12 protein-coding genes are annotated in these 14675 nt (G+C 73.8%); 5 read left to right on the plus strand and 7 right to left on the minus strand.

Annotation, left to right across the window (positions count from 1 at the left end):
- Positions 1-20: 20 nt before the first annotated feature.
- From IEZ10_RS00545 to IEZ10_RS00560, 4 genes are all read left to right on the plus strand, one after another.
- Positions 21-2297, plus strand: coding sequence for a serine/threonine-protein kinase (locus IEZ10_RS00545; RefSeq protein ID WP_189244457.1), 2277 nt, complete (start codon positions 21-23; stop codon positions 2295-2297).
- 105 nt (positions 2298-2402) lie between these two features.
- Positions 2403-3083: an AzlC family ABC transporter permease gene (locus IEZ10_RS00550; protein WP_189244458.1), complete on the plus strand. Its 681-nt coding sequence runs from the start codon at positions 2403-2405 to the stop codon at positions 3081-3083.
- On the plus strand, positions 3080-3400 hold the full coding sequence (locus tag IEZ10_RS00555; protein ID WP_189244459.1) for an AzlD domain-containing protein: 321 nt from the start codon (positions 3080-3082) through the stop codon (positions 3398-3400). The genes IEZ10_RS00550 and IEZ10_RS00555 overlap by 4 nt, the downstream gene beginning before the upstream one ends.
- A gap of 61 nt (positions 3401-3461) precedes the next feature.
- The gene (locus IEZ10_RS00560; RefSeq protein WP_189244460.1) at positions 3462-5099 is read left to right on the plus strand and encodes a serine/threonine-protein kinase; all 1638 of its coding nucleotides are present in this window, start codon (positions 3462-3464) and stop codon (positions 5097-5099) included.
- A 159-nt stretch (positions 5100-5258) separates the two neighbouring features.
- Here the strand turns inward: IEZ10_RS00560 and IEZ10_RS00565 are convergent, their stop codons facing one another.
- From IEZ10_RS00565 to IEZ10_RS00575, 3 genes are read right to left on the minus strand one after another with little or no spacing between them, the layout of a single operon-like run.
- Positions 5259-6188 (minus strand): RluA family pseudouridine synthase, encoded by a 930-nt coding sequence (locus IEZ10_RS00565; RefSeq protein WP_189244461.1) that lies wholly within the window; start codon positions 6186-6188, stop codon positions 5259-5261.
- A complete protein-coding gene (gene lspA, locus IEZ10_RS00570) occupies positions 6188-6727 on the minus strand; it encodes a signal peptidase II (RefSeq protein WP_229810806.1) in 540 nt (179 codons plus the stop codon). The genes IEZ10_RS00565 and lspA overlap by 1 nt, the downstream gene beginning before the upstream one ends.
- 23 nt (positions 6728-6750) lie before the next feature.
- Positions 6751-7155: a TraR/DksA family transcriptional regulator gene (locus tag IEZ10_RS00575; RefSeq protein WP_229810913.1), complete on the minus strand. Its 405-nt coding sequence runs from the start codon at positions 7153-7155 to the stop codon at positions 6751-6753.
- Positions 7156-7642: 487 nt separating this feature from the next.
- Here IEZ10_RS00575 and ileS point away from each other — a divergent pair, with 487 nt between their 5' ends.
- Positions 7643-10807 (plus strand): isoleucine--tRNA ligase, encoded by a 3165-nt coding sequence (ileS, locus tag IEZ10_RS00580; RefSeq protein WP_189244462.1) that lies wholly within the window; start codon positions 7643-7645, stop codon positions 10805-10807.
- Between the two features lie 113 nt (positions 10808-10920).
- Here the strand turns inward: ileS and IEZ10_RS00585 are convergent, their stop codons facing one another.
- The 4 genes from IEZ10_RS00585 to IEZ10_RS00600 form a co-directional block, all read right to left on the minus strand.
- Positions 10921-12819, minus strand: coding sequence for a hypothetical protein (locus tag IEZ10_RS00585; RefSeq protein ID WP_189244463.1), 1899 nt, complete (start codon positions 12817-12819; stop codon positions 10921-10923).
- A 42-nt stretch (positions 12820-12861) separates the two neighbouring features.
- Positions 12862-13719, minus strand: a complete 858-nt coding sequence (locus IEZ10_RS00590) for a DivIVA domain-containing protein (protein ID WP_189244464.1) — start codon at positions 13717-13719, stop codon at positions 12862-12864.
- Between the two features lie 49 nt (positions 13720-13768).
- Complete coding sequence (locus tag IEZ10_RS00595) at positions 13769-14056, minus strand: YggT family protein (RefSeq protein ID WP_189245024.1); 288 nt, start codon at positions 14054-14056, stop codon at positions 13769-13771.
- Positions 14057-14138: 82 nt separating this feature from the next.
- Positions 14139-14642 carry a cell division protein SepF gene (locus tag IEZ10_RS00600; RefSeq protein WP_189244465.1) on the minus strand — a complete coding sequence of 168 codons (504 nt, stop codon included), beginning with the start codon at positions 14640-14642 and terminating at the stop codon, positions 14139-14141.
- Positions 14643-14675 lie beyond the last annotated feature (33 nt).

A 14675-nucleotide genomic window follows, 5' to 3' on the forward strand; every position in this document is an offset into this window, starting at 1 on the left:
GTTTGGGAGGGGCGGCGACAATGACCGAACGGAAGGTGGCGGGCCGGTACCACCTGATCGAACCCATTGGCGAGGGCGGCATGGGCGTCGTGTGGCGCGCCCACGACGAGCTCCTCGACCGGATCGTGGCGATCAAGGAGGTCCGCTACCGCGACGTCGACGGCGCCGCCCGGGCGGACCTGAACCGGCGGACCATCCGCGAGGCCAGGAGCGCCGGGCGGCTCGACCACCCGTCTGTGATCATCATTCACGACGTGGTGGAGGAGGACGGCCGTCCCTGGATCATCATGCAGCTGGTCCGGTCGCGGTCACTGGGACAGGTCGTCCGCGCCGGGGGGCCGCTGCCGCCCGGACGGGTGGCGGCCGTGGGGACGCAGGTGCTGGGCGCGCTGCTCGCGGCGCACACCGCCGGGGTGCTGCACCGCGACGTCAAGCCCGAGAACGTGCTGCTGGCCGACGACGGCCGCGTGGTGCTCACCGACTTCGGCATCGCCTCGATGGCGCAGGAGACGGGGATCACCCGGACCGGCGGGGTCGTCGGCACCCCGGCGTTCCTGCCGCCCGAGCGGCTCCACGGGCTGCCCGCCACCCCCGCGTCGGACCTGTGGTCCCTCGGGGCGACGCTGTACGCGGCCGTGGAGGGCCGCCCGCCGTTCGAGCGCGCCACGGCCGCGGCGACCATGATGGCCGTCCTGCACGGCGAACCCGCGCCCCTGTCGCACGCAGGGCCGCTCGCCACCGCGATCCTGGGGCTGATGGCCAGGGAGCCCGCGGAGCGGATGCCGGCCGATCAGGCCATGGCGCTGCTCACCCGGGCGTCCTCCGCGGCGCCCACCGGAAGCGAGGCGGGCGTTCTCCCGGCGGCGGGCGCCGGGGAGCCCGCCGGGCCCGCCGGGCCCGCCGGGCCGCCGACGAGGCCCTCGGGCCGCGGCTCCCGGGCGGCCCGCTCCGGGGAGCGGTCCCGTCCCGCCGAGACCGCGCCGCAGGGGTCCCACCCGCGGTACGAACCGCGGGACGAGGGGGCGCGGCACGACCTCCAGCCGGGGCGGCACGCCTTCCCCGACGGCCCCGCCGCCGTCCCGGGGCACACGTTCCCGGAGGCCCCGCGGGCCCTCCACGAGGGTCACGGGCACCGGGGACTGCCGGGTCACCCCGGCGCGCCGGCGTACCGGGACGAGGCGCCGTACGGGGGCCTCCCGCCGTACGGCGGCGGCCAGGAGCGGAACGGGCCGCCGCACCCGGGTGGGCACGGCGGCGCCCCGGCGGCGTATCCGGAGGCGCCGCGCCACGTCGGCCCGCACGGCGCCGCGCCGTACACGGGGAGCCCGCACGGAGCCGCGCCCTACGGAGGGGACCCGCACGGAGCCGCGCCGCACGTGGGGAGCCCTCATGGGGCCTCGCCGCACGCGGAGAGCCCCGCTCACCCCGGCCCGCCGCAGCCCGGGACGCCGTACCGGGAGGTCGCGGCGCACCGGGAGGCGCCGCCGTACCCTGGCGGCCCGGCGCACGGCGGCGACCCGGAGCGGCCCGGTTACCGGAGCGCTCCGACGCAGGCCGGGCACGGAGCGCACCCGGACGCCTCGCCGTACCCGGACGGGCGGCCGGACCGCGGGCGGGCCGCCGGGGACGACGCGCCCGGGGACCGGCGCTTCCCGGTGGCGCAGGCCGCGCTGGTGGCCGGTTCCGCCGCGCTCGCCGTGCTGCTCGGTGTCGGCGGCTGGCTGGTGTTCCAGGACTGGCGGCCCGCGACCGGGACGGTCAAGGAGACGTCCGCCCCGTCCGGCGAGGCGACCACCTCCCCCCGGCCCTCCGGGACGCCCCGCCCGACCGCCTCTCCGTCGGCGGGCACGGGCCGGACGACGCCCAGGGGCTGGCGGACCTACCGCGACCGGCTGGGCTTCACGGTCGACGTGCCGCGCGGCTGGACCGCCCGGCGGTTCCCCGACCGGGACCGCGTGGAGTTCCGGGCCCCGGGGTCGAAGACGTTCCTGTGGATCGAGTCGACCGAGGACCCGGAGAAGGATCCGGTCCGGCACTGGCTGAAGGTCGAGCGGAGCGGGCGGGCCAGGCAGCTGTGGCCCGGCTACCGCCGCATCGGCATCAGCGCGCGGACGTACCTCTCCCGGAGCGCCGCCGACTGGGAGTTCACCTACCTCAAGGGCGGGGTCCGCATGCACGTCCTCGACCGGGGGTTCCACACGGCCACCGGCCGCCCGTACGCGATCTACGTGGAGAGCCCCGAGTCCGACTGGAACCGGGCCCTCTTCGACAACATCGTCCGGGGCTTCCGGCCCTGACCGGGACCCGGGGGCGGGGCGCCGCGTGCCCGGACGCGGCGGCACCCCGTCTCACCACCTGGAATGCTGAAATGACCATTTATGACGGCACATAACCTCGATGACATGGATGAAACCACTCGGTCCTCGGCGGTCCGTGACGGCCTCGGGGTGGGGATCGCCGTGGGACTGGCCGGGCTGGCGTTCGGCGCCGCTGCGGCGACCGCCGGACTGACCGTCGCGCAGGCGTGCGCGCTGAGTGTGTTCGCCTTCACCGGGGCCTCGCAGTTCGCCCTGGTCGGGGTGGTCGCGGGCGGCGGCAGCCTCGTCGCGGGCACCGCGGGCGCGCTGCTGCTCGGCGCCCGCAACGGCCTGTACGGCCTGCGCATGGCGGATCTCCTGGGCGTACGGGGCTGGCGGCGGCTGCCGGTCGCACACGGCGTGATCGACGAGACGACGGCCGTGTCCCTGGCCCAGCCCGACGCGAGGGCGGCCAGGACCGGGTTCTTCGTCACGTTCGCCACCCTCTACCTGACGTGGAACGCCACCACGCTGCTCGGCGCGGCCGGGGTCTCCCGCCTGGCCGACCCGGACGTGCTCGGCCTGGACGCCGTGGGCCCCGCGACCTTCCTCGCCATCCTGTGGCCCCGGCTCACCGGGGGCGGGCCCGACGTCCGCACGCTGCGGCTGATCGCGGGCGGCGGCGCGGCGGCGGCGCTGGCCACCACGCCGTTCACCCCGCCGGGCGTGCCCGTGCTGATCGCCGCGGCGGCCGTGCTCGCCGTGGTGCTGAGGAGGCCCGCGTGAGCGGCACGGGCCTCTGGTGGGCCGTCGTGGCGACCTGCGCCGGGTGCTACGTGCTCAAGCTCGCCGGGCTGTCGGCCCCGCGCCGGGTGCTCGACCATCCCCGGGTGCAGCGGTTCGCGGCGCTGGTTCCGGTCGCGCTGCTGGCCGCGCTGGTCGCGGTGCAGACCTTCGCCCAGGGCCGGGCGCTCCACTTCGACCTGCCGCGCACCGCCGGGCTCGGCGCGGCCGTCGTCGCCCTGCTGCTGCGCGCGCCCTTCCTGGTCGTCCTGGCCGCCGCCGCGGTCGTCACGGCCGTGCTGCGCCACCTGCTCGCCTGAGGACGGATCCCGCTCCGGGGTTTCGGGAATGCGATGGTAAATCCTGGGTATTCGGCACCCCATGACCGATTCTCAGGTGATCATCGGCTCCCGATACCGGCTGCTGGAGCAGATCGGCCGGGGAGGCATGGGCACGGTCTGGCGGGCACGTGACGAGGTGCTCGGCCGGGACGTCGCGGTCAAGGAGGTCATCCCCTCCCCCGACCTCTCCAGCCTGGAGCGTGAGATCTTCACCTTACGGACGCTGAGGGAGGCCCGCGCCGCCGGACGCATCGGCCACCCGGGCGTCGCGACGGTCTACGACGTCATCGAGGAGAGCGACCGTCCCTGGATCGTCATGCAGCTCGTGGACTCCAGGACACTGGGGGCCGTGGTCCGCGAGGACGGCCCGCTGCCGCCCAGGCGGGTGGCGGAGATCGCGCTCGACGTGCTCGGGGCGCTGGTCGCCGCCCACCGGGTGGGCGTGCTGCACCGCGACGTCAAACCCGACAACGTCCTGATCGCGAGGAACGGCCGGGCCGTACTGACGGACTTCGGCATCGCGATGCTGGAGGGCGACTCGTCGGTCACCCGGACCGGGGCGCTCATCGGCACCCCGGCGTTCATCGCGCCCGAGCGGGCCGGCGGGGGACCGGCGGAGTTCGCCTCCGACCTGTGGTCGCTCGGCGTGACCATGTACATGGCCGTCGAGGGCCGCTCCCCCTTCGAGCGGGCGCATCCGCTGGCGACGCTCAGCGCCGTCATGCACCAGGACCCGCCGCCGCTGCGGTCCGCCGGGCCGCTGGCGCCGGCGATCTTCGGCCTGCTCGGCAAGGACCCGGCGCGGCGCATGACCGCCGAGGAGCTCCAGATCCACCTGCAGGCGATCGTGAGCGGGGCCGAGCCGCAGCCCACCGCGCCCGTCGCGCTCACGGCGGGCGCGGTCCCGCGGCCCCGGGCCGCGTCCGGCGCCCTGCCCGGCGCGGCGGCCGCGGCGGCGGGAGCGGAGGCCACGCCGCCGCCGGAGTCCCCCGGCCGGCCCCCCGGGTACGCCCCGGGCGGCCCGCCACGGCGGCGGCTGCCGGGTGGCGCCCTGGTGGCCGCGGCGCTCGCCGCGACCCTGGCCTCCGGCGCCTTCGCCTGGGTGAACGTCACCGACCCCGGATCCGCGACCATACGGCAGACCGTCCCGGCGAGCGTCCCCGTCAAGAAGAAGACCCCGGAGAAGACCCCGGAGAAGGCCAAGCCGTCCGAGGCCCCCGCCACGAAGGAGCCGACCGGCACCCGCACCGGCGTCCGCGACGACGGCGGGACCGGGCGCTCCGCCACATCGCCTCCGACGGGGCCCCGGCAGGGCGGCGACGCCCGGCGGGACGGCGCGGGCGGGGCCGAGGACGCCCCGGCCCCGAAGCCGGACGACAAGCCGTCGAATGACCCCGGGAAGGGGGCGGAGAAGGAGGCGGGGAAGAAGCCGGAGAAGAACTCCGGTGAGAAGCCGGAGAAGCCGAAGGACCAGGGAAAAGCACCGGAGGACTCCGGCAAGGACGACAGCCAGGAGTCCGGCAGGGGACCGGCGGAGGAGGACACGCGAAATCAGGGGGAGAACCAGGGCGGGGACTCGGTCGATCCGTACAGCGAACCGAACGCCACGGGGGGAAAGGCGCCGGAGGCCGGCACGGAAAAGGTCACGGTCCTGGCGGGCGGTAGGGGCGCCGGGTGACCCGGGACCGGGAGACCGCCCCGGGGGCGGACGGCCCGGCCGGTCTCCGGGACCCGTCCGGCGGATCGTCACCACGACGAGGGTCCGCCGGGCAGGCCCCGGAGACCGGTCACGGTGAGCCCGCGGACCGGTCCTTTCGGCGCGGGCCCCGGAAGACCGTCAGAAGTCCGCGCCGACGAGCTCCAGCGCGCGCGCCAGGTCCTCGGGGTAGTCGGTCGTGAACGTCATCCACTCCCCCGTCACCGGGTGCTCGAAGGCCAGCGAGACCGCGTGCAGCCACTGCCGGGTCACGCCCAGCCGCGCGGCCAGCTTGGGGTCGGCGCCGTACAGCATGTCGCCGACGCAGGGGTGGCGCAGCGCCGACATGTGGACCCGGATCTGGTGGGTCCGGCCCGTCTCCAGCTTGATGTCCAGCAGCGACGCGGCGCGGAACGCCTCGATCGTGTCGTAGTGGGTGACCGAGTCCTTGCCGCCCGCCACGACCGCGAACCGGCCGTCGCCGACCGGGTGACGGTCGATGGGCGCGTCCACCGTGCCGCGCAGCGGGTCGGGGTGGCCCTGGACCAGCGCGTGGTAGCGCTTGTCGACGGTGCGTTCCTTGAAGGCCCGCTTCAGGCGGGAGTAGGCGATCTCGCTCTTGGCCACGACCATGGCACCGGTGGTGTTGGCGTCGAGGCGGTGCACGATGCCCTGCCGCTCGGCGGCGCCGCTGGTCGCCACCCGGTGTCCGGTGCCGAGCAGGCCGCCGATCACGGTGGGCCCGGTCCAGCCGACGGTGGGGTGGGCGGCCACGCCGACCGGTTTGTTGACGACGACGATGTCGTCGTCCTCGTAGACGATCGTCATGCCGGGGACCGGCTCGGCGACCGGCATCGGCGTGGTGGGCGGGGGCGGCAGCATGACGTCCAGCCACGCGCCCGCGTGGACCCGGTCGGACTTGGCCGCGGGCGAGCCGTCCACCAGCACGTCCCCGGCGGCGACCAGCTCCGCCGCGCGGGTGCGGGACAACCCGAACAGCCGGGACAGCGCCGCGTCGAGGCGCTCGCCCTCCAGGCCGTCGGGAACGGGGAGACTCCGCTGTTCAGCCATCACTTCTCTGCTCTTCCGGTGTCGCGGGTGCCGTCGATCTGGTAGCCCCTCCAGGCGAGGAAGACGGCCAGGATCCCACCGCAGACGATCGCCGAGTCGGCGACGTTGAAGACCGGGAAGTGGCCGGGGAAGGTCTCGATGAAGTCGACCACGTGCCCCTGGAACGGCGAGGGCCGGCCGAAGCCCGAGGGCCAGCGCAGGAGCCGGTCGGTCAGGTTGCCGAGCGCCCCGCCGAGCATCAGCGCGAGCGTGACGGCCCACGGCAGGCTGCGCAGGTGCCGCGCGGTCCGCAGGATGGCGACCACCACGGCGGCGGCGACGAACGTGAAGACGATCGTCATGCCGGTGCCGATGCTGAACGCGGCCCCCGAGTTGAAGATCACCCGGAACTGGAGGAGGCCGGGGATGAGGACGAGGGGATCGCGGCCCTCCAGCGTCCTCAGCACGACCGTCTTGGTGAGCAGGTCCAGGCCGTAGACGATCGGGACGATCGTGGCGAGGACGGCGATCCTCCGCCTGCCCGGCGGGGCGGCCGTCACCGCCCCCTCCGCCGGGCCGCCGGTCAGCGGCGCTCCTCCCGCTGCTTGCAGGCCACGCACAGCGTCGCCCTCGGGAACGCCAGCAGACGTTCCTTGCCGATCTGCTTGTGGCACGATTCGCACACTCCGTAGGTACCCGCGTCGATCCGGGCGATCGCCCGCTCATTCTGCGCGACCAGGTCGCGTGAATTCAGGGTAAGGGCGATCTCACGTTCTCGTTCATACGTCCGCGCCCCGGCGTCCGCCTGGTCGTCCCCCGCTCCGTCGGTCACGTCGCGGGCGGCGATCTCGCTCTCCGCCTTGACGATCTCCTTGGTGAGCTCTTCGATCTCCCCGGCCAGGCGCTCGCGGACCTCCGCCAGTTCCTCGGCCGACCAGGTGGCGGAACCGTCCTGCGACGGCCCCGCGGCGCTCTCGTCTGCGCGCACAGTCGCGGCCATGCCGGCCTCCTCGTTCGATCGGACCGTAACCCGATGCGGTAAACGGTGCGGGCAGCTTAGGTCCGCGATAACAGAACGGCAAACGACCCGCCCACATGTTTACCACTCCCGTACCATCCGGCCCCGTGCTCTCCCTCCCGCGCACGCGGACGATATACGGGAAGCTTCCGGCGGGCGGGTGCGTTATCGTGGGAGTTCGCAAAGGCGTTGACGGGGACGAGTACGTCCGGGCCTCCCTCGCGCGAGCGACCCGGGGACGGTGTGAGCCCGGGGCGAGAACCCGGACGGAAATCACCCCCGAGCCGCCGGAGGAACGGCCCGCGACGGGCTCAGTAGAACCGGCAGCGACCCGAAGGAAGAGGGCCTCCCTCCGCCGTTCCCCGGCGGCGAGGGGCCAAGGAGGGTGGTACCGCGGGGCCGCGAGGTCTCGTCCCTCCACGCCACTGCCAGCACCAGCGTGGAGGTCCCGCCCGTCATGTCAGCCCGCTTCCGTCCCCTTCCCGCGCAGGTCGACCTGCCCGCGCTCGAACACGAGGTGCTCGGCCGCTGGCGTGACGGCAAGGTCTTCGAGCGCTCGGTCGAGCAGAACGCCGGCGGCCCCACGTGGGTCTTCTACGAGGGCCCGCCCACCGCGAACGGCATGCCCGGCGTCCACCACGTCGAGGCCCGCGTCTTCAAGGACCTCTTCCCCCGCTACAAGTCGATGCAGGGCTACAGCGTGCCGCGCAAGGCCGGCTGGGACTGCCACGGCCTGCCCGTCGAGGTGGCGGTGGAGAAGGAGCTCGGCCTGTCCGGCAAGAAGGACATCGAGTCGTACGGCGTGGCCGACTTCAACGCCCGGTGCCGCGAGTCGGTGCTGCGGCACGTGGACGCCTTCGAAGAGATGACCGAGCGGATGGGCTACTGGATCGACCTGTCCCAGGCCTACCGCACGATGGACCCCGACTACGTCGAGTCGGTCTGGTGGTCGCTCAAGGTCGTCTTCGACAAGGGCCTGCTGTTCCGCGACTTCCGCATCACCCCCTACTGCCCGCGCTGCGGCACCGGCCTGTCCGACCACGAGCTGGGCCAGCCGGGCGGCTACGAGACCGTCTCCAGCCCGTCGGTCTACGTCCGCATGCCCGCCACCTCCGGCCCGCTGGCCGACCTCGGCGCCTCGCTGCTGATCTGGACCACCACGCCGTGGACGCTGGTGTCCAACACCGCGGTGGCCGTGCACCCCGACGTCACCTACGTCGCGGCGCGCCCCGCCGGGTCCGACGAGGTGCTGGTGGTGGCCGAGCCGCTGCTGGCCGCCGTCCTGGGCGAGGGGGCCGAGGTGCTGGCCTCCTTCCTGGGCGCCGACCTGGAGCACACCTCCTACTCCCGCCCGTTCGAGCTGGTGGACATCCCCGGCGCCCACTACGTGGTGCTCGGCGACTACGTCACGACCGAGGACGGCACCGGCCTGGTCCACCAGGCCCCGGCGTTCGGCGCCGACGACATGACGACCTGCAAGCGGTACGGCCTGCCGGTGGTCAATCCGGTCGGCCCGGACGGCCGCTTCCTCGACACCGTCCCCCTGGTCGGCGGCCGGTTCTTCAAGGACGCCGACGACGACCTGACCGCCGACCTGGCCGCTCGCGGCCTGCTGTACCGCGGCGGCCACTTCGAGCACAGCTACCCGCACTGCTGGCGCTGCCACACCGCGCTGCTGTACTACGCGCTGCCCGCCTGGTACATCCGGACCACCGCGATCAAGGACCAGCTCCTCGCCGAGAACGAGAAGACCAGCTGGTACCCCGAGACGATCAAGTGGGGCCGCTTCGGCGAGTGGCTGCGCAACAACGTCGACTGGTCGCTGTCGCGGTCGCGTTACTGGGGCACGCCGCTGCCGCTGTGGGTCTGCTCCGCCGACGACTCGCACGTCACGTGCGTGGGCTCGCTGGAGGAGCTGGGCCGGCTGGCGGGCCGCGACGTGTCCGCGCTCGACCCGCACCGCCCCTACGTCGACGACGTCACCCTGCCCTGCCCCGACTGCGGGGCCGAGGCGCGCAGGGTTCCGGACGTGATCGACGCCTGGTACGACTCCGGGTCGATGCCGTTCGCCCAGTGGGGCGCTCCGCTGCGCAACGCCGAGATGCTGGAGAAGGCCTACCCGGCGCAGTTCATCTGCGAGGCCACCGACCAGACCCGCGGCTGGTTCTACTCGCTGATGGCGGTCGGCACGCTGGTCTTCGGCCGGTCCTCCTACGAGAACGTGCTCTGCCTCGGCCTGATCCTCGCCGAGGACGGCCGCAAGATGAGCAAGCACCTCGGCAACGTGCTGCAGCCGATCCCGCTGATGGACCGGCACGGCGCCGACGCGCTGCGCTGGTACATGGCCTGCGCCGGCTCCCCGTGGGCCGCCCGCCGGGTCGGCCACGCGGCCCTGGAGGAGATCGTCCGCAAGGTCCTGCTGACCTACTGGAACACCGCGGCGTTCTTCACCCTGTACGCCGACGCCGAGTCCTGGACGCCGGCGGCGCTCGCCGAAGCCCCCTCCCCCGCCGACCGGCCGCTGATCGACCGCTGGGCGCTGGCCGAGCTGCACCGTACGGTCGCCGAGGTGACGGCGTCGCTGGACGACTTCGACACCGCCCGGGCCGGGCGGCGGCTGACGGAGTTCCTCGACGACCTGTCCAACTGGTACGTGCGGCGTTCCCGCCGCCGGTTCTGGTCCGGCGACGTCTCCGCGTTCGCCACGCTCTACGAGTGCCTGGAGACCGTGACCCGGCTGATGGCGCCGGTGGCGCCGTTCCTCACCGACTACGTCTGGGACGTCCTGCGCGGTGACGACGCCCCCGCCTCGGTCCACCTGGCCTCCTGGCCCGTCGCGGACCCCGCGCTGCTGGACCCGGAGCTGTCGGAGCAGATGGCGCTGGTGCGCCGCCTGGTGGAGCTGGGCCGCTCGGCCCGCGCCTCCAGCGGGGTCAGGACCCGCCAGCCGCTCGGCCGGGCGCTGGTGGGCGCCCGCGGGTGGGCGGCCCTGTCGCCCGAGCTGCGCGAGCTGATCGCCGACGAGCTCAACGTGCAGACGCTGGAGGACCTGTCCGGCATCGGGGCCGACCTGGTCTCCTTCACCGTCAAGCCCAACTTCCGGGCGCTGGGCAAGCGGTTCGGCTCGCAGACCAAGCTCGTGGCCGCGGCCGTCACCTCCGCCGACGCGACCGGGCTCGCCCACGCGCTCCGCGCGGGCTCGGCCGTCACGGTCGAGGCCGCCGAGCTGGGCCCGGTGGAGCTGACCGCCGACGAGGTCATCGTCACCGAGCAGCCGAAGGCCGGCTGGGCGGTCGAGACGGGTGCCATCGGCACCGGGACCGGCGAGACGGTCGCCCTCGACCTGGCGATCACCGACGAGCTGCGCCGCGCCGGCCTGGTCCGCGAGGTCGTCCGCCTGCTCCAGGACGCCCGCAAGTCGACGGGCCTGTCCATCTCCGACCGGATCGACGTGTGGTGGTCGGCCGACGACGCCGACCTGGCCGAGACCCTGCGGGCCCAGGGCTCGGTCGTGGCCGACGAGGTGCTGGCCGTCTCCTTCACCGAGGGGAGCGCCGACGGGCCCGCCGTGCACCGCGACGACGACCTCGGGCTCGCGTTCCAGCTCCGCCGTACGGCCTGAGCCCTTCCGGTGGTCCTCCCGCAGCGGCGGGAGGACCACCGGAGGAGACGCGGGTGAGAAAGCCGAAGGGCCGCCGGGAGGGTCTCCCGGCGGCCCTTCGGCGTCGTTCGGGCTCAGCCCTGGCCGGCGCGGCAGACCGTGCAGCCGCTCAGCCCGGCCTCCTCGGCCTCGGCCACGGTCATCGTCTCGATGCCGTCGTCGTCTCCTCCCCCGACCAGGGGGCAGGACGGGTCGTGGAAGCGGCGGGTGCCGACGATCACCTTGACCGTCCCGGCGGGCGGCTCGTCCCGGACGGCGGGGAACCCCCGGGGCGCGGTGTCGTCGTCGGCGGTGTCCTCTTCGCCGGAGGCGTCGGCGGTCACGGCGGCGTCGTCGCCGTCCGCGGGACCGGAGGAGGCCGAGGACTTTCCGGAGGGATCCGAAGGTCCCGGGGAGTCGCTCTCGCCGGAGCCGGAAGCCTCAGAGGCCTCGGAGTCGTCGGTCCCGCCGGAGGCGCCGGCTTTGCCCGGGGCATCGGTCTCGTCCGGGGCATCGGTCTCGTCCGAGGCGCCGGTCTTGACCGAGGCGTCGGGTTCCGCCGAGGTGGAGTCGGCCGTCGACCGGGACCCGGCGCGCCCGGGAGCGGTCTCGGCCGGCTCCACCGGCTCGGAGTCGCCGGCCGCCCGTGCGGGGGCGGGCCGGCTCGTGGCCTTCCGGCTCTCGGCGGAAGGCGTCCCGGCGGTTTCGCGGTCACCGGGGACGGACCCGCCGCGCTCCGCGGAGCCGTCCGGGGCCGGTTCGGCCTCCTCGTCGGCCGGGGCCTCGTCGTGCGGGACGGGCTCGGCCTCCTCGTCGGCCGGGGCGCCGGCCGCCTGCTCGCCGGCCTCCGCCCGGAGGTCGACGGCCGGGAACTCGCCGGTCTCGGGCTCGGCGTCCTCGGTTCCGCTCTGCTCCGGCTGCTCGATCGCGGTCTTTCCGGACGCGGCCTTCGCGGACCCGGTCGCGGTGGACCCGGCCTCGGCAGGCGCGTCCCCGGACCTGACGGCCTCCGGCTTCGCGGCCTCGGACTCAACGGCCTCGGGCTCGGCCGGCTCGGCCGGCTCGGGCTTGCCGGGCCTCGGCTTCGCGGCCTCGGGCTCGGCGGCCTCGGGCTCAGTGGGCTCGGGCTTGCCGGGCTTCGGCTTGGCGGCCTCGGGCTCGGCGGGCGTGGCACCGGCCGGAGCGGGCCCGGAGGTCGTCCGCTCGGCCGCCGGACCGGCCGCGCCACGGCTGAACCAGCTCGTGGCATCGGGGTCGTCGGAGGTCTCCGGCGCGGGCCGCGGGGGCCGGGCGGGAGACGGCGGGGCGGCCGTCCCCGAGGCGCCGGAAGACGGGCCGGCCTGCGCGTCCGGTGCGGCGGACGCCTGGGCGGCGGGCCGGGTCGCCGGAGCCGGGGGTGCCGGCTCGGCGGGCGAGGCCACGGCGGCGGAGGCCGCCGGGGTCACCGAGGTCGCCGGGGGCACCGGGGCCGCGGACTGGTCGGGAAGGCACGTGGTGCAGGGCGTGAAGCCCTCCTCCCGCGCCTCCTCCTGGGTGAGCTCCTCGTGGTTCCGGCCGGTGAGCTGCCGGCATCCCGCGACGTGGTAGCGCCTGCGCCCCGGGACCACCAGGACGATCGCCCCGGCGTCCGGCAGGCCCCGCCTCGCGGCGGGAGCGGTGGCGGCGACCCGGCCCGGCCGAGGCCGAGCCGGGGCGGTCGCCGTCTGCCGCGCCATCGGGTGGGGGACCGGCGTGGCCGGTCGGCCCGGTGGCATGTGCGGCGCGGGCACGGGGCCGGTGGGCGCCGGCTCCCTGGGCTGGAGCGGAGGGGCCGCTCCGGCGCGCCCGCCGGGGAACAGTTCGTGGCGGCGTAACAACGCCCCGATCACCAGGAAGACCGCGGACAGCACGCTGATCGCGATCGACCACATGACCAGAAAAGGTTTGGCCAGCACGAATCCCACAATGAGCAGGACGATGGCCGTGAGGACCAGACCGGCGCTGATGAGGATCACAGGGGAACTCCCGGATACGGGTCAGGGGGATGACCCGACACCCTAGCGCCGGTCGTTGTGGGGACCGTCAACGCCCTGGAAGGCGCCCGAGTGCTGCGCCGGCTCGCCGCCGAACGGACCCGCGGTGTTCTGCATCGGCTGCGGACCGCCCGGCGTCACGGCGTGGGACATGGCCGGGGGACCGCCCACGATCGGGAACGCGCCGCTGCCCTCGCCCGCGACGTTCAGCTCGGCGAGCTGGTTCTCCAGGTAGAGCTTCAGGCGGCTGCGGTACTCCCGCTCGAAGCTGCGCAGCTCCTCGACCTTGCGCTCCAGCTCGTCGCGGTTCTGCACCAGCGAGCCCATGGCCTGCCGGTGCCGCTCCTGCGCGTCGCGCTCCAGCGTCTCGGCCCGTGCGCGGGCGTCGCCGATGACCTGCTCGGCCTGGCGGCGGGCCTTGCCGAGGATCTCGTCGGCCTCGCGGCGGGCCCGGGTCACCGTCTCGTCCGCCTCCCGGCGGGCGTCGGCGATCGCCTGGTCGGCCGTCTGCTGGGCCAGCGCGAGCACCCGGGCCGCGGTGTCCATGTTGTCCTCGGCCTGCGGCATGCCCATGGCGACGGGGACGGGCTGCTGGTGCTGGACGGGCTCCGGAGCGCGCATCGGCTCCGGCTGCTGCATCATCATCTCGGGCTTGGGCTCGGCGACGGGGGCGGGAGCCATGGCCATGTTGACGTTGCCGGGCACCTTGCCCCGCAGGCACTCCGCCAGCTTGGCGCGGAGCTCCTCGTTCTCCTGGATGAGGCGGTCCAGCTCGGACTCGACCTCGTCGAGGAAGGCGTCAACCTCTTCCTCGTCGTACCCCGGCCTCAGCCGGGTCGTACTGAACTGCTTGTTCCGCACATCAGCGGGCGTCAGCGGCATTTCGGTCTCCTTGGCGCGCTTGGAGTCTGTCCGGAGGGACGGTACCCGATCAACGAAGCGCGGACACGAGTCGGATCAAGACCAAGACCACAATGAACAGCACTGTGAAGCTTAGGTCAAAGGCCACCGTACCCAACCGGAGTGGTGGAATGAAACGGCGGAGGAACTTGAGAGGTGGGTCGGTGACCGTGTACACGGCCTCCGCCAAGACGAGCACGACCCCGGTGGGCCGCCACTGGTGCGCGAACGCCTGCACCGTCTCAAAGATCATTCTGCCGATCAGCAGAACCAGATAGAGGGAGAGGACGATGACCAAGATCTCGCTAACGATCCCCAAGGTCCGCCCTCGTCTCTGATCCGCTCCGCCGCCACCGGTCTTGTCTGGACCTGTCCGGCCGGTCACTGTTCATGGTGGAACTCTAGCTCTGGTTGAAGAACCCGCGTTCCGCGATTCGGGCCTTGTCCTCGGCGGTCACCTCGACATTGGCTGGGGACAACAGGAACACCTTGTTGGTAACACGTTCAATGCTGCCATGTAGGCCAAAGACCAGACCTGCCGCGAAATCCACAAGCCTCTTGGCGTCGCTGTCAACCATCTCGGTCAGATTCATGATGACCGGGGTGCCGTCGCGGAAATGCTCCCCGATTGTCCGGGCCTCGTTGTAGGTGCGCGGATGAAGCGTGGTGATGCGCGCCAGATCGGTCGTACGACGCTCGATGACAGCCGTCGCGGGCCTCGGGGCGGGCACCCCGGGATCGGCGTCGTCCTCGCGGTCCTGGACCGCGCCGGGACGCTCCTCCCCCGTCCGCCGCGAGTCGTCGAACTCCTCGTACTCCTCGTCGGAATAGCTGTCGTATCTGTCGTAGCGGTCGTCCTCCACAAGACCGAGGTAGACCGCCATCTTGCGCATCGCGCCGGCCATCGCTGCTTCTTCCTCCGCCTTACTTCGCTTTGC

Origin of the sequence: Streptosporangium pseudovulgare (assembly GCF_014648055.1) — a bacterium.
GTDB lineage: Bacteria > Actinomycetota > Actinomycetes > Streptosporangiales > Streptosporangiaceae > Streptosporangium > Streptosporangium pseudovulgare.